This window comes from Pseudomonas sp. AC193, from assembly GCF_979258075.1.
The window spans coordinates 1,400,101-1,419,083 of the sequence record NZ_OZ409832.1; the positions used below are offsets into that span (position 1 = coordinate 1,400,101).

The following is an 18,983-nucleotide window of genomic DNA, read 5'->3' on the forward strand; positions in this document are numbered from 1 at the left end:
AGTCAACACATGCATCTACTGATACACCGCTATCGCGAGCAGGCTCACTCCTACAGTTTTAAGCTGCGTGTTCTTGTAATGCTGTCTGCAAGCGCTTCATCTCTTGCACAAACCTCTCATACAATCGATGCGCCTCCTGCTGCGTAGGGTCGGATTTGCACAGCGTTTCCAATAGCTCACACGCCGCAATCAACGGCGTCGCATGAATAATCCGCGCACTCCCGAGAATCTTGTGGCAACGCCGCGCCATGCCTTCAAAATCCCCCGTTGCAAACAGCGTTTCCATCGCCTCGAAATCCTGCTGATTGGTGCGTAACACCGTCTCCAGCAACTGCCGGGTCAGCCCCGGATCGCCAGCGGTAATGTCGCTGACCTTGGACGGATCAAAACACGCCGCACTGGCCTGACGTTCACGTTCGGATTCACGCAGATAACGCTCCAGGGCACTGCGTGTCAGCGGTTTGAACAGGCAGGCGTTCATGCCCGCGTCGAGACAGCGGCGGGTTTCCTCAGGCTGCGCATTGGCGGTCAGCCCCAGCACATGAGTCGGCGTGCGCCCCTCGGCGGCTTCGATGGCGCGCAACTGGCGGGTCATTTTGTCGCCATTGAGCAGCGGCATATTGCAGTCAGTGATCAAGTAGTCGAAGGATTCTTCGCTCCACAGGCGCAACCCTTCGAGACCGTTTTCGGCGCAGGCCACGCGCATCCCCAGCGATTCCAGTTGCCGCTGCAGCACCACGCGATTGAATTCGTGATCTTCGACAATCAGCACATGCCGCGACGGCAGCGGTGGCAGATCTTCAGCCGCCATCGTCGGCAGAGTTTGTGTCTCGGTGTGCAAGCGGGTGCTCAGGTTGAGGGTAAAGCACGAGCCGAGCCCCGGCTCGCTTTCGCAAGTCAGTTGCCCACCCATCAGCTCGGTCAATTGCTGACAGATCGACAATCCCAGCCCCGTGCCAATCTGTGCTTCGCTCTGGCCGTCAGCGAATTGGGTGTACGGCTGAAACAGGCGCTGGCGCTGTGGCTCGTCCATGCCGATGCCACTGTCGCGCACCGCCAGGCGCAATTGCACCAGATCGCCGTGAGTCAGCAGGCTCAACTCGACGCTGACCGTGCCTTGGGCGGTGAACTTGATCGCGTTGCTCAGCAGGTTGGAAAGAATCTGCCGAAAGCGCAGCGAATCCAGTTCCACCGCTTGATCGGCATCGTCGGTGATCAAGGTCAGGTCGATGTTTTTCTGCTGCGCGAGGCTGGCGAACGCCTGCACCACGGTGCGCGCCAGACGCTCGGGATAGCAGCGGCTGCTGCGCAATTCGAACTGGCCGGCTTCAAGTTTGGTCAGGTCGAGAATCTCGCCGATCAGTTCCATCATGCCGCCGGCAGACTTCTGCGCGATGTCGATCAACTCGCCATCGCCGGTGCGCTCGGGATGACGATTGCGCAGCAGTTCGAGCACGCCGATCAACGCGCTCATCGGCGTGCGGATCTCGTGGCTCATCACCGCCAGAAAATGGCTTTTGCCACGGTTCGCCGCCTCGGCTTGATGTTTGGCGGCGAGCAAGGCGTGTTGCAGATGCTGTTGTTCGGTCAGGTCGATCCAGCCGCCAATCACGCCGGTCATTTTGCCGTCGGAGTCGCGGTAGGGCAGGGCCCAGTGGTAGATGTGGAAGGTGTGGCCCTTGACCGAGAGCGGGAAATTGTCGAACGACGGCTCGCCGCTTTCCAGGGTGGCGCGGTGGATGCGTTTGTAGTTGTGGGCGTTATCCAGCGGCAGCACGTTGGCCTCGATCAGGCCTTTGTGCAGCACCTGCTCAAGCTCCACGCCCATCACCTGCAAATAGGCGCGGTTGCAAGTGAGCAGCAGGCCTTTGCGGTCGCGCACGTAAATCGGGTGCGGCGTGCCATCGACCAACGCCTTCATGAACAGCAACTGATCGCTCAAGGCTTTTTGCGCTTTGCGACGCTCGGCGATTTGCCGGCGCAGGCCGAGGTTCCACGCGATAAAACCGAGCAAAACGGCCACCAAAACCATCGCCGCACGCAGAATCCAGCGCTTGTAAGTGCTCCAGCCGTCTTCACCGTTCTGTGGGTTTTGCCAGCGATTGGCCAAGTCGCTGAACTCGCCGGGAGCGATGTCGAGCATGGCTTTATCGAGGATCGAAATCAGCGTGGCGTTGTGTTTACCGGTGGCGAAGGTGATCAACGCGGGTTGGGTGCCGAGCACCGAGTCGATTTGCAGGCGTCCACGAAAGTAGCGATCAATCAGATAAGCCGCGCCCATCTGCGGCTGAATCACGCCCTCGACCTGTCCTTCGGCGAGCAGTTCGTAAGTCTCGATCGACGTATCGACTTCGACTGCGCGCAACTCCGGCCATTCCCGCGCCAGCCAATGCGCGGCTTCCGAGCCCTTGATGATCGCCACGGCCCGGCCTTTCAGCCCGCTCATGCCCTCGCGGTTGGGCTTGACCCGTGTAACCAGTACAAACGGATTGACCACGTAGGCGCGGGAGAACTTCAGATCCTCGTGCCGGCGCTCGCTGTAAGTCAGCGCCGCGATCAGGCTGGGTGGATCGCGTTGCGCACGACGGGTCATGGCGTCCATCGAAGTGATTTTCTTTGGCTGAAACGCGAGGCCCGTGCGGTCGTTGATCAGCTCGAGCAAATCGGCGGACATGCCGCGCATTTCGCCTTCGGTATCGAAGAAGCTGAACGGCGAATACATGTCGTTGGCCAGCACCTCGACAAGCGGATGATCCTTGATCCACTGCTGTTCGACCGGCGTCAGTTGCAGACGGCCGTAACCGAGTTTCGGGTTGGAACCGATGCCCCAGCGCCGGGCGATTTGCGCGCGTTCCGCCGGAGAGATTTTTGCCAGAACGTTGTTGAACAGGTTGAGCAACTGCGCGTCTTCGCGCTGCATGGCGAAGCTGAAACCCAGGCCTTCGGAGTCGCGCTGAATGGTCTGTTTGAGGCTCTGCTGGTAACTGCGTTCGAGCAGGTATTGCGCGGAAATCGCGTCGGTCAGCAGCACCTTGTTTTCGCCGTAGGCCACCAGGCCGAGGCCGTAGGGTGTCGACTCGACCGCCTCACGGGGATGATCGGGAAACAGCGCGGCAACGCGACCCGGAATCATCCAGTCTGAGTCGAAGAGAACGGTGGTGTCCTTGGGCAGCTGATTGTTCGCCCAGTGGGTGCCGAAACGACTGACCAGCACCGCTTGATCGTACGCATAGGCCGCACTCATGCGCAGTTCGCTGTACTGGTTTTCCAGATGATTGATGCGTGGCACCACATCGATGTCGCCACGTTGCAGGGCGGCAAGCGCTTCGGCCTGATTGGCGAACCGTTCGATCTGCACCCGCAGGCCCAAGGTGCGAGCGATGATGTCGAGGTAATCGGCGGACAGGCCTTGGTATTCACCACCATCGGCGGTGATGTCGAGCGGCGGCCGATCCGGCAGATAGACCCCGGCGCGCAACACGGCTTTTTGCGTCAAAAAATGCCGTTGCGTGCTGCTCAGGGGCAGGGTTTGTTGATTGCTGGTCGCGCGGCTGAGCAGGCTCAGCGTGTCGGCCTGAGCGTTGAGTGCCAGCCAGCCGAGGCAGAAAACAGCGAGCAGTTGTCTGAACCGGTTCATCGCTCAGACCAGATGATTGCGTTTGGCGAACTCGACCAGATCAAGCAGCGTGTGGGTGTCGAGTTTTTGCATCAGGCGGGTCTTGTAGGTGCTGATGGTTTTGTTGCTCAGCAGCATGTCGTTGGCGATCTGCATGTTGGTCTTGCCCTGCGCCAGACCGTGCAAGACTTTGAGTTCGCGGCGGGTGATGGTGTCGATGCGCTTGGCGTCGTCCTGGGTGTATTCACTGTGATTAACCGAGTCGAGCGTCCCCGGCGGAAACCAGCGTTCGCCATTGGCCAAGGCTTTCAGTGCGGTGAGAATCTCCCTCGGATCATCGCCCTTCGACAGATAACCCGCCGCCCCGGCGCGCAGGCATTGCGTGGCGTAGGCCATACTTTTCAAACCGGTGTGTACCAGCACGTGCGCCGTACTGCCGCCGATGCGCAAACGGTCGATCACCGCCATGCCGTCGAGTTGCGGAATGTCCAGATCTAGCACAATCGCATCGGGCTGCAGCTCGAATGCCTTGCTCAAGGCATCGACGCCGTTGTCGCACTCAGCCACCACGACATGGCCCTCGCGCGCGAGAATCATCGCGATTGCCATGCGCACCACAGCGTGATCATCGACCAGCAGCACTTTCATCGATCAGTCCTCAAGCCCGGTTTCAGCATAGCCCGCACGCCGGGAAGAGCACGGCGCGGGCGCGACCGCGAAAAAAGAGCGCGATGCTACTTGGTTTGAGGGGGGATGCAAGAAAAGAGGGTAGTCACGGGCTACCCCAACCTCCTGTGGCGAGGGGATTCATCCCCGTTCGGCTGCGCAGCAGTCGCAAAACCATTGCATGCGGTGTGTCAGTAGAAATGCAGGGTATGGATGGGGCCGCTGCGCAGCCCAACGGGGATAAATCCCCTCGCCACAGGGGATTAGTGTCACTAGGGGATCAGTGTCACAAGGGGCTAGTGTCACCAGGGATCAGTGTCACTAGGGATTAGTGTCACTAAAGGGAGTGCCACAGGTTTGGTGCCTGCCTTTATCGAGTAATTGCACTCAGGATCGTGTGCGCAATCTTCACCCGTTCCGCATTCGGGTAGTTCTTGTTCGCGAGGATCACAATGCCGACATCCTTCGATGGCACGAACGCCACGTACGCGCCGAAGCCTCCGGTTGCGCCGGTTTTGTTGTACAGCACGTTCTGCGGCTCGGGTTGCGCCGGGGTCAGCCATTGCACTTTGCGCGCTTGCAACGCCATCGGGTTCGAATTGCCGTTTTGCAGTTTTTCCAGACTGATCGGATAGGCGTAACGCTCCCAACCCAGACTCTGGGTCATGTCACCGACGGTGTAGTAACCGGTGTGCGTGGCGGCGACGGCTTGTTGCAGCGGCTGTTTCAGGCTGGCCGGTTTCAGGTTCGCTTCGACGTACCGCAGCAGGTCGGCGGCGCTGGTTTTGATGCCGTAGGCTTCAGCGTCCAAGGCGCCGGGGCCTACACGTACCGGTTGGTTGGCGCTGTTGTAGCCTTGGGCATAGAGGTTAGCTTCGGACTCGGGCACGCTGAGGAACGTGTGCTGCAAACCCAGTGCTGGCAGCAGGGTTTGGGTCATCGCCTGATCAAACGGCTGACCGAGGCTCTTCGCCGTCAGATAACCAAACAGTCCCAGACTTGGATTGGAATACAGGCGATGGCTGCCCGGCGGATACACTGGTTTCCACTGCTGGTAATAGCTGAGCATTTTGTCCGCCGAATCGGCTTCAGCGGGAAATTGCAGCGGCAGACCACCCGCGCTGTAAGTGCCCAGTTGCAGCACGCTGATGTTGTCGAATGCGCTGCCGTGCAGCTCAGGCCACAGCGAGCTGGCCTTGCTCGACAGATCCAGTTTGCCCGTCGCCTGCGCATAACCAGCCAGCGTCGCAGTGAAGGTTTTGCTCACCGAACCGATTTCAAACAGGGTGTTTTCGCTGACCTTCAGCCCGCTGTCCTTGTTGGCGACGCCGTAGTTAAAGTAATGCGGTTGGCCATTAACAGTCAGGGCGATGGCCAGGCCGGGAATGTTTTGCTGCTGCATCACCGGCGTAACGGCAGCGCTGACCAAGGCTTGCAGTTGCGCATCGGTTGGCGCAGCAGCCGAACAGGCAGCCGCGCCGAAGCAAAGTCCAAAAGCGCTGTAGGAAAAGAGTTTGCTCGGCATGATTGAACGCATAAGTGAACCACTCTCCATGAGTGTTGATTATTCTATCCCGCTACACTGCGGATGATTTCCCGGTCGGTCGGCTGATCAGCGCGGCCAATTTAGGCAGTCCGGCGCCAATCGACAAACGATGAAATCTCGCATGAGTCATTAGAAAAATTTGGGACTGGGCATGATTCGACCGCAATTGCCGCTGAACGCACTGCGCGCATTCGAAGCTTCGGCGCGCCATCTGAGCTTTACCCGCGCGGCGGTGGAGTTGTGTGTGACCCAGGCTGCCGTCAGCCATCAGGTCAAAAGCCTTGAGGCGCAACTCAACGTAACCCTGTTCAAACGCCTGCCCCGTGGGCTGATGCTGACCGGCGAGGGCGAAACGCTGTTGCCGGTCTTGAGCACGTCGTTTGATCACATCGCGCAAATTCTCGAACGCCTCGCCGACGGCCAGTACCGCGAAATGTTGACCGTGGGCGCGGTCGGCACGTTTGCCGTGGGCTGGTTGTTGCCGAGGCTGGCGGACTTCCGGGCGAAACATCCGCTTATAGATTTACGGCTGTCGACTAACAACAACCGTGTCGATGTCGCGGCGGAAGGGCTGGATTACGCGATCCGGTTTGGCGCGGGAGCGTGGCATGGCATTGAGGCGACACGCTTGCTCGACGCGCCATTGTCGGTGTTGTGCGTGCCGGAAATCGCCCGGCAATTGCACGCGCCTGCGGATTTGTTGCAGCAGACATTGTTGCGTTCCTATCGCACGGATGAATGGCCAGAATGGTTTCACGCGGCGGGCATGGCGACACATGCTGCACCGCCGCAGAGCATCGTGTTCGACTCGTCGCTGGCGATGATGGAAGCGGCGTTGCAGGGCAGTGGAGTGGCATTGGCGCCACCGCTGATGTTCGCCCGGCAACTGGCGGCGGAGGCGATTTGTCAGCCGTTCGCGATTGAAATCACCACCGGCAGTTATTGGCTGACACGTTTGCAGTCACGCCCGGAAACGGCGGCGATGCTGGCGTTCAAATCATGGCTGCAACACGCGGCGGCCTGACACAAATCCCCCCTGTGTGAGCGGGCTTGCTCGCGAAAGCGGTGTGTCATTCAGGTCGTTGGTGACTGACCCACCGCTTTCGCGAGCAAGCCCGCTCCCACACGGGGTCACCACAAGTCAGCTCCTCGCGCCGTTTGTCTGTTGGATAGCACCCGTCGTGCGCCACCGTTTCCAACGTGTACGACCCGGGCTTTCCGGGCCTCCTTGGTGAGGTGTGTCATGGCTAACGATCTGCTGTTTCAGGGTGGTGTACTTCCAACCGATCCAACCCAACCGGTGCCCGGTACTGATGAGCCGACACTGGGAGATCATGATTCACCGATGGGCATGCCACCAGGGCGCGATCCGCTGAGCGATGGCGACCGGCCTGACGACTGGAAGGATCCGGCTGCCGACGACGATGTGCCGCCAGCGGATGAGCCAACGCCGTTGTCGGATGATCGCCGTTAGTTGACGGGCTGTTTGTCCGGGCCTCTTCGCGAGCAAGCCCGCTCCCACAGGAGAATGCATTCCAAATGTGGGAGCGGGCTTGCTCGCGAAGGCGGCATCAGCCCCAACATCCATCAACGATCAAACCCAGCAGTCCGCACCATCACTCCTGCCGCTCACCTAACCCCACCCACGCCAGATACGTGAGCGGTACACACGGCGCGCGAGGCGTTTGTGGCGATGTTACGGGAGGAGTTCACTTAGGCTTTTGATCTCCGTAGGAGCTGCCGAAGGCTGCGATCTTTTGACGTTGCCCGTAAAAAAGATCAAAAGATCGCAGCCTTCGGCAGCTCCTACAAGGGGGGGCGTTCGCAGGGCTTTCAGGCCACCCCGACATCCCGCATCAACAAGCCAAAACGCAAATCCACCGCATCCGGAATCGGTAAATACACCGTGTGCCCATCCCCCGGCGCCACCTCGATCGCGCCGCCCTGAGCGTTGTGCAATTCATGCAGATCAAAGTGAAAGTTGCCCTTTGGCGTCATCAATTCCAGATGATCGCCGACCGCAAAGCGGTTCTTTACCTTGACCTCAGCCAGCCGATCGCGCCGCTCCCCGGTCAGTTCACCGACAAACTGCTGACGCTCCGACACCGAGCTGCCGTGCAGATAATTCTGATACTCGTCATGCACATGCCGGCGCAGAAAACCCTCGGTGTACCCGCGTTGGGCCAGTGACTCCAGATCCGTCATCAAGCTGCGATCAAACTCGCGCCCGGCCACCGCATCATCAATTGCCCGTCGGTACACCTGCGTGGTGCGCGCGCAATAGAAGTGCGATTTCGTCCGACCTTCGATTTTCAGCGAATGCACGCCCATGCGCGTCAACCGCTCGACATGCTGCACCGCGCGCAGATCCTTGGCGTTCATGATGTACGTGCCGTGCTCATCCTCGAACGCCGGCATCAGTTCATCCGGGCGATTGGCCTCCTGCAACAGAAATACCTGATCGGTGGGCGCGCCAATACCAAGGGTGGGCTCGGGCTCAAAGGTCTGCACGATCTCGCCGAGCTGATTTTCCGTGGCTTGCTGCGCCGAGTATTTCCAGCGGCAGGCGTTGGTGCAGGAACCCTGATTGGCGTCGCGCTTATTCATATAGCCCGACAACAGACAGCGCCCGGAATAAGCCATGCACAACGCACCGTGGACAAACACTTCCAGCTCCATGCCCGGCACCTGCTCGCGAATCTCGCCGATCTCTTCCAGCGACAATTCCCGCGACAGAATGATCCGGCTTAGCCCCTGTTGCTGCCAGAACTCCACACTCGCCCAGTTCACCGTGTTGGCCTGCACCGACAGGTGAATCGGCATCTGCGGGAAGTGCCGACGCACCAGCATGATCAGCCCCGGGTCGGACATGATCAGCGCATCCGGCGCCATCTCGATCACCGGCGCCAGATCCTTGAGGAAGGTTTTCAGTTTGGCGTTGTGCGGCGCGATGTTGACCACCACATAGAAGCGCTTGCCCTGCGCCTGCGCCTCTTGAATGCCCAGCGCCAGATTGGCGTGATCGAACTCGTTGTTGCGCACGCGAAGGCTGTAACGCGGCTGGCCGGCATACACCGCATCGGCGCCGTAGGCGAAGGCGTAACGCATGTTTTTCAGGGTGCCGGCGGGAGCCAGCAACTCGGGCGCGGCGAGGGGCAGGGTAGGCGTCATGGCAAGGTCGGTCGCAAAAGCCCGGCAGGGTAGTGCAGACGTCGGTGCGGGTTATTGATCTGCGTCTACATTTGCGCGGCCGACGGCTCCGGCCAATCCCCAACTATGCTCAATAAATAAAGATGGCACTCGCGCGCGCGCCGGCTGACTAAGCATCGGGGCGTGCATGGCGCCTGACTGACATGGATCGGACATGAACGCAAAAAGTCTTCAATTCAAATCGCTGACAGTGCTGCTGCTGTTGGTCACCGTGGCCTTTATCTGGATTCTGTTGCCGTTCTACGGCGCGGTGTTCTGGGCGGTGATTCTCGGGATTCTGTTTGCGCCGATGCAGCGCCGCATACAGGCAAAATTCGGCTGGCAGCGCAACTTCACGTCGCTGTGTACGCTGAGTATCTGTCTGGTGATCGCAATTTTGCCGGTGATCATTCTCAGCGTGTTGCTGGTGCAGGAAGGCGCGACGGTCTACAAAAACATCGAAAGTGGCGAGTTGGATATCGCCGCGTATCTGGCGCAGTTCAAGCACAGTTTGCCGCCGTACTTTCAACATTTGCTTGATCGCTTCGGCATGGGCGAGCTCAACGGTTTGCGCGAGAAAATCGTCAAAGCGGCGATGCAGGGCAGCCAGGTACTGGCGAGTCAGGCCTTCAGTTTTGGTCAGGGCACGTTCGAGTTTGTGGTGAGTTTTTTCATCATGCTGTATCTGCTGTTCTTCTTCCTGCGTGACGGTGCCGAACTGGTGCGCAAAGTGCGCATCGCCGTGCCGCTGGAGGAAAACCACAAACGTCGCTTGCAGCTGAAATTCAACCGCGTGGTGCGGGCGACGGTGAAGGGCAACCTGGTCGTGGCGATCACGCAGGGCGCGTTGGGCGGGGCGATTTTCTGGTTTCTCGATATCCCCAGCGCGTTGCTGTGGGCGGTGTTGATGGCGTTTCTGTCGCTGTTGCCGGCGGTGGGCGCGGGGATTGTCTGGGCGCCAGTGGCGGTGTATTTCCTGCTCAGCGGGATGATCTGGCAAGGCGTGGTGCTGGGGTTGTTCGGGGTGTTTGTGATCGGTCTGGTGGATAACGTGTTACGACCGATTCTGGTCGGCAAGGACACACGCATGCCCGATTACATGATTCTGATCTCGACCCTTGGCGGTCTGGCCGTGTTTGGCCTCAATGGTTTCGTGATCGGTCCGTTGATCGCTGCGCTGTTTATGTCGAGCTGGGCGCTGTTCATTGAGACCAAGCCGAAAGTTCAGCTGCCTTAAGCGTGGAACGGCGCGCTGGCGATTTTCTCTGCCTGCGCCTGAGCGGCTGGCAATGAAGCGAGCGGGCCGCTGATCGGTTCGCCGTTGCGCATCAGGTACCAGCAGGCGAGCAAACCCGACGCTCTGAGGGAGGCGGGAACGGCGCTGCCGATAACGGACATGATTTGAACCTGAGCCATGACAAGTACCTCCAGTGATCTATGGAGCTACCTTAGGGACTCGACGGTTTAACGGACAATCAACGTTTTCGATAGTGGTCATTGACGCCAATGAGGTTTGGCGTCAGTCCACCACTTGATCGAGCATGTGCATGACTTCGCGCTCATTGAGCAGGCCCTTGTGCACCAGATTCTCTGCCAGTAACGAGAGAAACTTGGCGCAGCGGTGACCTTCCAGGTGCTTGAGTTCGGTGAGGGTGTTGTACACCTTGCCCGAGGTGCATAAACCGACAATGCGGTGGGGGTTCTGTGTTGGCATGGCTCGTCCTTGTTTTTATCAACCTGTTGTTTACGGACGGATTCAGCTTGCGGTTCCGTCATGACAAAAAGATGACCGTTGTGTGTTCAGCCTCAACGATTGCTGATTGATCATGACGACTTTAGCCTTTGAAACTGTCCTCACAGCGACCTTGACGAGATTTTTTCAGACGATGGCCGACAAACGGTCAAAAAAAGCCCCGCTTGAATAGCGGGGCTCTGGTTTACCAGCGACCGTAATGCGGAGGATACGGACGACCGTAATAGCCGCGTGGTGGCCCGTAATACACCGGGGCCGGCACGTAAACCGGTTGTTGCACATAAACCGGCGCGGGTTGGTAGTAAACCGGTGGTGGCGGTTGTTGCACATACACCGGAGGCGGTGCGGCATACACCGGCGCTTGCTGCACGTACACCGGGCGGTTCTGGTTGATAAGCGCCGAGCCAATGATGGCCGAGCCAACGATTGCGCCAAACACCGCAGGGCCTTGCCAGTAATTGCCACCGTGGGCTTGCGCTTGCCCCGTAACAGCAAAAGCACCGATCAACAGGGCCACTATGGGGAGTTTACGAATCATGATAATTCCTCGGTTCTTCAACCCGTCGTCCAGGCCTGCAATAGGCTCATGAACGTCACGGGGATACTTCTAAGACAGCGAAATTCTGAAATTCAGCACAGCCGCCAGGTAAATTTTGTGTAAGGTCTGTACCGGTTTCTTTACCGGGCATTCGACCCTTGTGGCGAAGCCTGTGCAGACACGTCGATATGATCGAACAGACCCGATGGAATGGCTAATCCCGTCCATCCGAAAGTGCGTTTAGAAGGAGAAGTTTCATGCAGATGAACCCGAACAAAGACACCCAACTGTGCATGTCCCTGTCCGGGCGCCCCGGCAACTTCGGTCTGCGGTTTCACAACCACTTGTATGAGCAGTTGGGCCTGAATTTCTATTACAAGGCGTTCAGCAGCCAGGATCTGACCGGCGCTGTCGGTGGCATTCGTGCCTTGGGCATCCGTGGTTGCGGCGTGTCGATGCCGTTCAAGGAAGCCTGCATTGCACTGGTCGATGAGCTGGATGCGTCGGCGGCGGCGATTCAGTCGATCAACACCATCGTCAACACCGCCGGGCATCTCAAGGCTTACAACACCGATTACATCGCCGTGGCGCAGTTGCTGGAAACCCACGCCGTGCCGAAAGAATCGACATTCGCCCTGCGCGGCAGCGGCGGCATGGCCAAAGCGGTGGCCAGTGCCTTGCGCGATGGTGGATACAAAAACGGTCTGATCGTGGCCCGCAATGAACGTGCCGGACGTGCGCTGGCGGACTCGCTCGGTTATCGCTGGCAGGCAGAATTGGGTGATGAACGGCCACAGATGCTGATCAACGTGACGCCGGTGGGCATGGACGGCGGGCCGGAGGCGGGGCAACTGGCGTTTGAGCCTGAGGTGATCAAAGCCGCAGAGACGGTGTTTGATGTGGTGGCGATTCCGTCGGAGACGCCGTTGATCGTGCATGGCCGGGCTGAGGGCAAGCGGGTGATTACCGGGTTGGAAGTGATCGCGATTCAGGCGCTGGAGCAGTTTGTGCTGTACACCGGGGTGCGGCCGAATGAGGAGCAGTTTGCGGCAGCGGTGGCGTTTGCGCGTAGCTGATTGATGGGGAGCCAGGGCTGGCCTCTTCGCGAGCAAGCCCGCTCCCACATTTGATTCTCGTCATGCCGGGATCCTGTGTTCACTGAAGATCCCCTGTGGGAGCGGGCTTGCTCGCGAATGCCGCGACGCGGTGTCAGCTCCTGTTTGCCTATACTCCCTCCTCAGCAAATACAGATAAAAACCATGACCGAGGCCCCCATGCATCCGCCCATCCTCAACCTGCATCAGGTCGAACTCGAACCCTTGCCCGAAGCCCTCGCCCCTGAAGGCGAAACCGCAGGCCGCTATCAGCAACGCATGGCGCGAATCGGTCAGCAGCTTGGCTCACAGAAACTCGGCTATCGCCTCTACGCCTTGCCACCCGGCATGCGCGGCAGTCCGTTTCACAGCCATCGGGTCAATGAGGAAATGTTCTACGTGGTGGCCGGGGAGGGCGAGGTGCGTCTTGGTGCCGAACGCTTTCCGATTCGCGAGGGTGATGTGATTGCCTGTCCACCGGGTGGGCCGGAGAAGGCGCACCAGATCATCAACACCAGCCAGGCTGAATTGCGCTATCTGGCGGTGAGCACCCAGCAGCAGCCGGAGATCTGTGAGTATCCGGATTCGAATAAATACGCGGTGATGGATAACTTCACGGTCGATGCCGAGGGCAATGCCTCAGGTTTCGTCGCCGTGGCGCGGCAGGCGGATGGCGTGGATTACTGGGACGGCGAATAGCCCACAGATCCTGAATTGGACGAATTACCCCCTGTGGGAGCGGGCTTGCTCGCGAATGCGGTGGATCAGTCAAATCACCCTTGAATGACACACCGCATTCGCGAGCAAGCCCGCTCCCACAGTTTGATCTGCGTTGGTTATTCGAGGCGCGCCAGGCGCTCTTCCAGCGCGGCAATGCGTGCTTCCAGCTCTTCGATACGCTCAAGCGAAACACCGCCACTCGCACCACGTTCCTGCGGATTACTGCGCGCCGCCAGAATCGCCTCGATATCCGCCGGATCGCCCAGCGCATGGGTATAGCGATCCTCGCGCTGCCCGGCCTGACGTGGAATCAACACCGCCAACCCACGCGCGATCAGGCGCTCAAGTTGATGCACCACCTGCTCGGCATCTTCGAAATCGTGCATGCGGCCGCTGCGGGTCAGCAGTTCGTTGACGGTTTGCGGGCCGCGCAGAAACATCAAACCACTGAGAATCAACTGCGCCGGCACCAGTTCCAGCGCCTTGTCGACCTTGTGCTCCCAGCGGTCAGCGCGGCTGCCCATGACCAGTTTGGCAAAACCGCGACCTTCGAGTGCGCGCAGGCTTTGGCCGACCTGGCCCTGGGTCAGGTTCATCACCGGTTCGCGGCTGGTTTTCTGATTACACGCCGTGACCAGCGCGTTGAGGGTCAGCGGATAGGTTTCCGGGCTGGTCGCCTGTTTCTCGATCAACGAGCCAAGGATGCGGATTTCCGTGGCGTTGAGCCGTGGCTCGTCGAAGGTGGATTCTGGTTCTGTGGTCATCGCGCGTTCCCTCTGCAGTCGAAGCCGCCTAGCCTAATCCTTGCCAAACAAAAGGCAAGCCGTGTGGTCATCAAAGCATGGCTATAATCGCCTCCTTGTTCCACCCAGCCACCACACGAGACTGCCATGACCATTTCCCTGTACGCCGCATCCGTCCCGGTTTTTCAACAAATGCTCAACGCCCTGAGCGATGTGCTGAAAAAGGCTGAAGCCCACGCCACCGAGAAAAACATCGACCCGAACGCGTTCCTGCAAGCGCGTCTGTTCCCGGACATGTTCCCGCTGACCCGCCAGGTACAGATCGCCGTCGATTTCGCCAAAGGCGTTTCCGCGCGTCTGGCTGAAGTTGAACTGCCGAAATATGACGACACTGAAACCTCCTTCGCCGAGCTGCAAGCCTTGATCGCCAAGGTCTTGGCCTTCATCGGCGAGATCAAGCCAGAGCAGATCGATGGCAAGGAAGGCATCGAAATCGTCACCCGTCCGGGCACGCCGAAAGAGAAGCGCTTCAGCGGTCAGTCGTACTTGCTGACTTACGGCCTGCCGCAGTTCTTCTTCCACGTCACCACCACGTATGCGCTGCTGCGTCATAACGGTGTGGAAGTGGGCAAGCGCGATTACATGGGCGCGTTCTAAGCGGCCAGAAGCCCCTCACCCTAACCCGCTGCTGGAGGGAGAGGGGACTGACGGAGTTGTGTGTTCGAGCTGCACCGACCTGAAATATCAAGTCGAACACTCGTTTTGAACAGCACACAGATCAGCTCCCTTTCCCCTCGCCCCCTTGGGGGAGAGGGTTGGGGTTGAGGGGGAAAAGATCTCCGCCACAAAAAAGCCCGCCAAGGTTCACACCATGGCGAGCTTTTGTTTTTTGTAGGAGTGAGCCTGCTCGCGATAGCAGTGTGTCATTTAACGATGATGTTACTGACACAACGCCATCGCGAGCAGGCTCACTCCTACAGGGGTCATGCGGTGCGTTGGGCTTTCTCTTCTTCACCCAGGCAAGCCGCTGCGGTAAACAGCACGTCCGTCGACGAATTCAACGCCGTCTCCGCCGAATCCTGCAACACGCCAATAATGAAACCGACCGCCACCACCTGCATGGCAATCTCGCTCGGAATGCCAAACAGGCTGCACGCCAGCGGAATCAACAGCAGCGAACCACCCGCCACACCCGAAGCGCCGCACGCACAAATCGCCGCGACCACGCTCAGCAGAATCGCCGTCGGAATGTCCACGGCAATGCCCAGTGTGTGCACCGCCGCCAGCGTCAGCACGGTAATGGTGATCGCCGCGCCGGCCATGTTGATGGTCGCGCCGAGCGGGATCGACACCGAATACGTGTCTTCATGCAGGCCCAGACGCTTGCTCAATTCCAGGTTGACCGGAATGTTCGCCGCCGAGCTGCGGGTGAAGAATGCGGTAATACCGCTTTCGCGCAGGCACATCAGGGTCAGCGGGTACGGGTTGCGACGCAATTTCCAGAACACGATCAGCGGGTTCATCACCAGCGCCACAAACAGCATGCAACCGAGTAGCACGGCCAGCAGGTGCGCATAACCGATCAGCGCGCCGAAACCCGAGGTCGCCAGCGTCGACGCCACCAGACCGAAAATACCCAGCGGTGCGAAGCGAATCACCACGCGCACGATCAAGGTCACGCCGTTGGACAAGTCACCGAGCACTTCACGAGTGGTGTCGCCGGCATGACGAATCGCTACGCCCATGCCGATCGCCCAGGCCAGGATGCCGATGAAGTTGGCGTTGATCAGCGCATTGACCGGGTTATCGACCACGCTCAGCAGCAGGCTCTGCAACACTTCACCGATGCCGCCCGGCGCCGTCACCGCAACGTTTTCGGTGGACAGCACCAGATGCGACGGAAACGCCATGCTCGCGACCACGGCCACTACGGCAGCGGCGAAGGTGCCCAGCAAGTACAGGAACAGAATCGGGCGAATATGGGTTTCCTGACCGTGTTTGTGGTTGGCAATCGAGGCCATCACCAGCACGAACACCAGAATCGGTGCGACGGCTTTCAACGCCGAGACAAACACTTTGCCGATGAACGCTGTGTCTTTCGCGACTTCCGGGGCGAACAGCGCCAAAGCGATACCGGCGATCAGGCCGATGAGGATCTGCGCGACGAGGCTCAGGTTCTTCAGGCGTTGCAATAGAGAAGGGGAGGAAGCAGTCATAACGGCATCTCTGATTTTTTATAGGCGCAAGGTTGAGTGAACGCGCTGGCAAATTCGGGGGCAGACCAGCGTCACGAACCGAAAGGGTGAGGCGATATCAACGCCGTTAAACGGGCGGTTGATCAGGGGTGTACGTTTTTCAGGGCGCGGACTTTATCACAGCGTAGGCTTTATCCTTCAGGCGTGTGACGATCTGCCGCCCGATTGGCGGGCAAAGTCGGCAGGTTTGTGCAAGTTACTGCGGACACACTCTGTTAAGATTGCGCATCCTAATTTTAAAGTTCTGCCAGCGGGCCTCCGGGTCAACGCTGGTGTCGTCGTTTTGCTGGAGTTACCCATGCTGTTACCCATCCTTCTGTTGTCTGCCGCCGGTTTTACGGTGCTGACCACGGAATTCGTCATCGTCGGTTTGCTGCCGGCGATCGCTCGCGACCTTGAGGTCAGCATCCCGCAGGCCGGGCTGCTGGTGACGTTGTTCGCCTTCACGGTGGCGCTGTTCGGGCCATTCCTCACCGCGTATTTCGCCCGATTTGAACGGCGCAAGTTGTTCATCAGCATCCTGATCATGTTCGGCATCGCCAACACCGTGGCAGCATTGGCGCCGAATATCTGGGTGATGGCGTTTGCACGATTGATCCCGGCCCTTGGTTTGCCGGTGTTCTGGGCTTTGGCCAGTGAGACTGCGGTGGACATCGTCGGCCCGGATTTCGCCGGTCGCGCGATTGCCAAGATCGGTTTCGGCATCGTCTGCGCCACGGTATTCGGCATTCCGGTCGGCACGCTGATTTCCGATGCGTTCGGCTGGCGCAGTGCCTTCGGCATTCTGGCGGTGATCGCCTTTGCCAAGGCCTTGCTGCTGTTTGTGTACCTGCCGAAAACCAGCCTGCACCAGCATCAGGTCAGCTTCGCGTCGCAATTCAAGATCCTGCGCAGCCCGCTGATGATCGGCCATATCGTCCTGTCGATTCTGGTGTTCAGCGGCATGTTTACCGCCTACACCTATCTGGCCGACATCCTTGAGCGCCTCGCCGGTTTCAACGGCACTGTGGTCGGTTGGTGCTTGATGGGCTTCGGCGCGGTCGGGCTGATCGGCAACTCGCTGGGCGGTCGCGCAGTGGATAAGCATCCGCTGGGCGCCTCGGTGTTGTTCTGCGCATTCATGATTGCCGGCATGGTCTCGCTGGTGCCGAACATTCATTCGCCAGTGGGCCTGGCGGTGGCGATGGGTATTTGGGGGATTACCCAGGCAGCGTTGTTTCTGGTCAGCCATGTGCGCCTGATGAAAGCCGCACCAGAAGCACCGGCCTTTGCTGCCTCGTTGAACATTGCCGGGGCTAATCTGGGGATTGGCCTGGGCGCCATGGTCGGTGGCCGGGTTATCGACGGTGCAGGTCTGGGCTTTCTCGGTTTTGCCGCCGCCGGTTTCATTTTGTTGTCGGTGTTTCTGGCCATGGTGTTGATGACGCTGAAGCCGCGCGAAGTCTGCGCCGAAGCGTCATAACGCGGTAAACAGCTCGCGTCGGGCACCTTCGGTAATCGCAACGATGCCGGGGTGCTTGACCTTGCGCTCCACCGAAATGGCGTAGAACGACTCGGTCACCGCGTCGGTCTGGCCAATCAACTCGACGCCGTATTGGCGCTTCACTTCATCGGCAATCACGCTCGGGCCAATAAAAATCCCGCTGCCGGATTGGCCGAAGGCCTGCATCAGGGCACTGTCATCAAACTCCCCAACGATTTGCGGCTGAATCTGCTGCTCGGCAAACCAGCGCTGCAAACGGCTGCGCACCACGGTTTCGGCGCCGGGAATCAATAGCGGCGCACCGTGCAGGCTGCGTGGGAAATCCTGACCGTACTTCGCCGCCAGTTCGGCGGTGGCGAAGAAACTGATCCCGCATTCCCCAAGCTTTTGGCTGTAGCCTTTGATGTCGAGGTGCGAGGGCATCGGGCTGTCGGAAATCACCAGATCCAGACGCTGGATCGCCAGATCGGCGAGCAAACGTTCGAGTTTGTCTTCGCGGCAGGTGATGCGCAGCGGTTCGCTGAGCTCCATGGTCGGCGCGATCAGGCGATAAACGATGGATTTCGGCACCACGTCTGCGACGCCGACGCGGAACAGAATCTGCTGTTCGTTGGGCTGCGCGCGCAGCATCAGCTCCAGTTCGCCGCCGAGTTGAAACATCTGCTCGGCGTAGGGCAGGGCCTGGCGCCCGGCTTCGGTCAACTCCAGTTGACGACCTACGCGCCGAAACAACTCTATGCCGTAGGTTTGTTCGAGCAGGGAAATCTGCCCGCTGATGGTCTGCGGCGTCAGGTTCAGCTGCTCGCACGCACGCACGATGCTGCCGGTCTTGGCCACGACCCAGAAGTAATGCAGTTGTCGGTAATTGAGCATCCGCCGCGCCCCTGTGTAGGAGCTGCCGAAGGCTGCGATCTTCTGATCTTGCTTTTAAAAACAACATCAAAAGATCGCAGCCTGCGGCAGCTCCTACATTGAATAGTGTGTGAGTTCGTAAAAACCGAAGTATAGCCGCTAAAAATACGAATTTTCCTGAAGTGTTCACCTCCCTAGAATGCCCAGCCATCGACGGCCGGTCTGTGAGCCTGTCTGTTCATTCGAAGGAAGCCTCATGAAATTCAAAAGCACTGCACTGTTGATTGCGTCTTTACTGGTTCTGGCCGGTTGCGATCAAGCCGAAAAAAGCGCTCAGCAACTGATGGGCAAAGCCGCCGAAAGCGCCAAACAGGCGATCGACGACACCCATAAGGCTGCCGAGCAAGCGCTCAGCGACGCCACCGGCGGGCTGATCGAGAAAAAACCAACCCCGGAAAAAGACTCGGACGAATCCGAATCTTCCTCCAAGACCATCTAATTTAGTCACACAAAGAGTCAGGACTGACC

General features: G+C 59.1%; 18 protein-coding genes. 8 read left to right on the forward strand and 10 right to left on the reverse strand.

Translation table 11 applies throughout. From position 1 onward, the window contains the following. Positions 1-58 precede the first annotated feature (58 nt). The 3 genes from ACZZ0D_RS06525 to ampC form a co-directional block, all read right to left on the reverse strand. Positions 59-3,637, reverse strand: a complete 3,579-nt coding sequence (locus ACZZ0D_RS06525; RefSeq protein ID WP_463552726.1) for an ATP-binding protein — start codon at positions 3,635-3,637, stop codon at positions 59-61. A gap of 3 nt (positions 3,638-3,640) precedes the next feature. Continuing rightward, positions 3,641-4,264, reverse strand: a complete 624-nt coding sequence (locus ACZZ0D_RS06530; protein WP_400646424.1) for a response regulator — start codon at positions 4,262-4,264, stop codon at positions 3,641-3,643. A gap of 388 nt (positions 4,265-4,652) precedes the next feature. Beyond that, positions 4,653-5,807: a class C beta-lactamase gene (gene ampC, locus ACZZ0D_RS06535; RefSeq protein WP_463554766.1), complete on the reverse strand. Its 1,155-nt coding sequence runs from the start codon at positions 5,805-5,807 to the stop codon at positions 4,653-4,655. 172 nt (positions 5,808-5,979) lie between these two features. Between ampC and ACZZ0D_RS06540 the strand changes: the two genes are divergently transcribed. Together ACZZ0D_RS06540 and ACZZ0D_RS06545 are read left to right on the forward strand one after the other, a co-directional pair. Continuing rightward, positions 5,980-6,852: a LysR family transcriptional regulator gene (locus ACZZ0D_RS06540; protein ID WP_282358996.1), complete on the forward strand. Its 873-nt coding sequence runs from the start codon at positions 5,980-5,982 to the stop codon at positions 6,850-6,852. Between the two features lie 219 nt (positions 6,853-7,071). Further along, on the forward strand, positions 7,072-7,302 hold the full coding sequence (locus ACZZ0D_RS06545; protein WP_053121836.1) for a hypothetical protein: 231 nt from the start codon (positions 7,072-7,074) through the stop codon (positions 7,300-7,302). Positions 7,303-7,661: 359 nt separating this feature from the next. Here the strand turns inward: ACZZ0D_RS06545 and trhP are convergent, their stop codons facing one another. Then, positions 7,662-8,999, reverse strand: coding sequence for a prephenate-dependent tRNA uridine(34) hydroxylase TrhP (trhP, locus tag ACZZ0D_RS06550; RefSeq protein WP_463552727.1), 1,338 nt, complete (start codon positions 8,997-8,999; stop codon positions 7,662-7,664). 193 nt (positions 9,000-9,192) lie between these two features. Here trhP and ACZZ0D_RS06555 point away from each other — a divergent pair, with 193 nt between their 5' ends. After that, on the forward strand, positions 9,193-10,254 hold the full coding sequence (locus ACZZ0D_RS06555) for an AI-2E family transporter (protein WP_159815807.1): 1,062 nt from the start codon (positions 9,193-9,195) through the stop codon (positions 10,252-10,254). Here the strand turns inward: ACZZ0D_RS06555 and ACZZ0D_RS06560 are convergent. The 3 genes from ACZZ0D_RS06560 to ACZZ0D_RS06570 form a co-directional block, all read right to left on the reverse strand. Beyond that, on the reverse strand, positions 10,251-10,433 hold the full coding sequence (locus tag ACZZ0D_RS06560) for a hypothetical protein (RefSeq protein ID WP_159815806.1): 183 nt from the start codon (positions 10,431-10,433) through the stop codon (positions 10,251-10,253). The genes ACZZ0D_RS06555 and ACZZ0D_RS06560 overlap by 4 nt on opposite strands. 103 nt (positions 10,434-10,536) lie before the next feature. Next, positions 10,537-10,731, reverse strand: a complete 195-nt coding sequence (locus ACZZ0D_RS06565) for a hypothetical protein (RefSeq protein WP_053121828.1) — start codon at positions 10,729-10,731, stop codon at positions 10,537-10,539. A gap of 223 nt (positions 10,732-10,954) precedes the next feature. Beyond that, positions 10,955-11,308 carry a hypothetical protein gene (locus ACZZ0D_RS06570; RefSeq protein WP_053121826.1) on the reverse strand — a complete coding sequence of 118 codons (354 nt, stop codon included), beginning with the start codon at positions 11,306-11,308 and terminating at the stop codon, positions 10,955-10,957. Positions 11,309-11,565: 257 nt separating this feature from the next. Here ACZZ0D_RS06570 and ACZZ0D_RS06575 point away from each other — a divergent pair, with 257 nt between their 5' ends. Together ACZZ0D_RS06575 and ACZZ0D_RS06580 are read left to right on the forward strand one after the other, a co-directional pair. Beyond that, on the forward strand, positions 11,566-12,384 hold the full coding sequence (locus tag ACZZ0D_RS06575) for a shikimate 5-dehydrogenase (RefSeq protein WP_463552728.1): 819 nt from the start codon (positions 11,566-11,568) through the stop codon (positions 12,382-12,384). Between the two features lie 198 nt (positions 12,385-12,582). Next, on the forward strand, positions 12,583-13,101 hold the full coding sequence (locus ACZZ0D_RS06580) for a cupin domain-containing protein (protein WP_463552729.1): 519 nt from the start codon (positions 12,583-12,585) through the stop codon (positions 13,099-13,101). 137 nt (positions 13,102-13,238) lie between these two features. Here ACZZ0D_RS06580 and ACZZ0D_RS06585 read toward each other — a convergent pair whose 3' ends face one another. Further along, complete coding sequence (locus tag ACZZ0D_RS06585) at positions 13,239-13,886, reverse strand: YceH family protein (RefSeq protein ID WP_463552730.1); 648 nt, start codon at positions 13,884-13,886, stop codon at positions 13,239-13,241. 126 nt (positions 13,887-14,012) lie between these two features. On the opposite strand from ACZZ0D_RS06585, the gene ACZZ0D_RS06590 reads away from it, so the two are divergent. After that, the gene (locus ACZZ0D_RS06590) at positions 14,013-14,522 is read left to right on the forward strand and encodes a DUF1993 domain-containing protein (RefSeq protein ID WP_053121818.1); all 510 of its coding nucleotides are present in this window, start codon (positions 14,013-14,015) and stop codon (positions 14,520-14,522) included. A 326-nt stretch (positions 14,523-14,848) separates the two neighbouring features. Here the strand turns inward: ACZZ0D_RS06590 and sstT are convergent, their stop codons facing one another. Next, positions 14,849-16,081 carry a serine/threonine transporter SstT gene (gene sstT / locus ACZZ0D_RS06595; RefSeq protein ID WP_463552731.1) on the reverse strand — a complete coding sequence of 411 codons (1,233 nt, stop codon included), beginning with the start codon at positions 16,079-16,081 and terminating at the stop codon, positions 14,849-14,851. Positions 16,082-16,418: 337 nt separating this feature from the next. Between sstT and ACZZ0D_RS06600 the strand changes: the two genes are divergently transcribed. Then, a complete protein-coding gene (locus ACZZ0D_RS06600; RefSeq protein WP_159815550.1) occupies positions 16,419-17,582 on the forward strand; it encodes an MFS transporter in 1,164 nt (387 codons plus the stop codon). Here ACZZ0D_RS06600 and nhaR read toward each other — a convergent pair. Beyond that, entirely contained in the window at positions 17,577-18,476 is a 900-nt protein-coding gene (gene nhaR / locus ACZZ0D_RS06605; RefSeq protein ID WP_212545707.1) for a transcriptional activator NhaR, read from the reverse strand. The genes ACZZ0D_RS06600 and nhaR overlap by 6 nt on opposite strands. Before the next feature lie 235 nt (positions 18,477-18,711). Between nhaR and ACZZ0D_RS06610 the strand changes: the two genes are divergently transcribed. After that, positions 18,712-18,954 (forward strand): hypothetical protein, encoded by a 243-nt coding sequence (locus ACZZ0D_RS06610; RefSeq protein ID WP_053121810.1) that lies wholly within the window; start codon positions 18,712-18,714, stop codon positions 18,952-18,954. Positions 18,955-18,983: the final 29 nt, after the last annotated feature.

Bases quoted from the DNA above. Each gene is read 5' to 3' on its own strand.
- ACZZ0D_RS06540 (WP_282358996.1), top strand. From the start codon at position 5,980: ATGATTCGACCGCAATTGCCGCTGAACGCACTGCGCGCATTCGAAGCT.
- ACZZ0D_RS06580 (WP_463552729.1), top strand. From the start codon at position 12,583: ATGCATCCGCCCATCCTCAACCTGCATCAGGTCGAACTCGAACCCTTG.
- trhP (WP_463552727.1), bottom strand. From the start codon at position 8,999: ATGACGCCTACCCTGCCCCTCGCCGCGCCCGAGTTGCTGGCTCCCGCC.
- ACZZ0D_RS06545 (WP_053121836.1), top strand. From the start codon at position 7,072: ATGGCTAACGATCTGCTGTTTCAGGGTGGTGTACTTCCAACCGATCCA.
- ACZZ0D_RS06530 (WP_400646424.1), bottom strand. From the start codon at position 4,264: ATGAAAGTGCTGCTGGTCGATGATCACGCTGTGGTGCGCATGGCAATC.
- ACZZ0D_RS06590 (WP_053121818.1), top strand. From the start codon at position 14,013: ATGACCATTTCCCTGTACGCCGCATCCGTCCCGGTTTTTCAACAAATG.
- ACZZ0D_RS06560 (WP_159815806.1), bottom strand. From the start codon at position 10,433: ATGGCTCAGGTTCAAATCATGTCCGTTATCGGCAGCGCCGTTCCCGCC.
- ACZZ0D_RS06570 (WP_053121826.1), bottom strand. From the start codon at position 11,308: ATGATTCGTAAACTCCCCATAGTGGCCCTGTTGATCGGTGCTTTTGCT.
- sstT (WP_463552731.1), bottom strand. From the start codon at position 16,081: ATGACTGCTTCCTCCCCTTCTCTATTGCAACGCCTGAAGAACCTGAGC.
- ACZZ0D_RS06565 (WP_053121828.1), bottom strand. From the start codon at position 10,731: ATGCCAACACAGAACCCCCACCGCATTGTCGGTTTATGCACCTCGGGC.
- ACZZ0D_RS06600 (WP_159815550.1), top strand. From the start codon at position 16,419: ATGCTGTTACCCATCCTTCTGTTGTCTGCCGCCGGTTTTACGGTGCTG.
- ACZZ0D_RS06555 (WP_159815807.1), top strand. From the start codon at position 9,193: ATGAACGCAAAAAGTCTTCAATTCAAATCGCTGACAGTGCTGCTGCTG.
- nhaR (WP_212545707.1), bottom strand. From the start codon at position 18,476: ATGCTCAATTACCGACAACTGCATTACTTCTGGGTCGTGGCCAAGACC.
- ACZZ0D_RS06610 (WP_053121810.1), top strand. From the start codon at position 18,712: ATGAAATTCAAAAGCACTGCACTGTTGATTGCGTCTTTACTGGTTCTG.
- ACZZ0D_RS06575 (WP_463552728.1), top strand. From the start codon at position 11,566: ATGCAGATGAACCCGAACAAAGACACCCAACTGTGCATGTCCCTGTCC.
- ampC (WP_463554766.1), bottom strand. From the start codon at position 5,807: ATGCCGAGCAAACTCTTTTCCTACAGCGCTTTTGGACTTTGCTTCGGC.
- ACZZ0D_RS06585 (WP_463552730.1), bottom strand. From the start codon at position 13,886: ATGACCACAGAACCAGAATCCACCTTCGACGAGCCACGGCTCAACGCC.
- ACZZ0D_RS06525 (WP_463552726.1), bottom strand. From the start codon at position 3,637: ATGAACCGGTTCAGACAACTGCTCGCTGTTTTCTGCCTCGGCTGGCTG.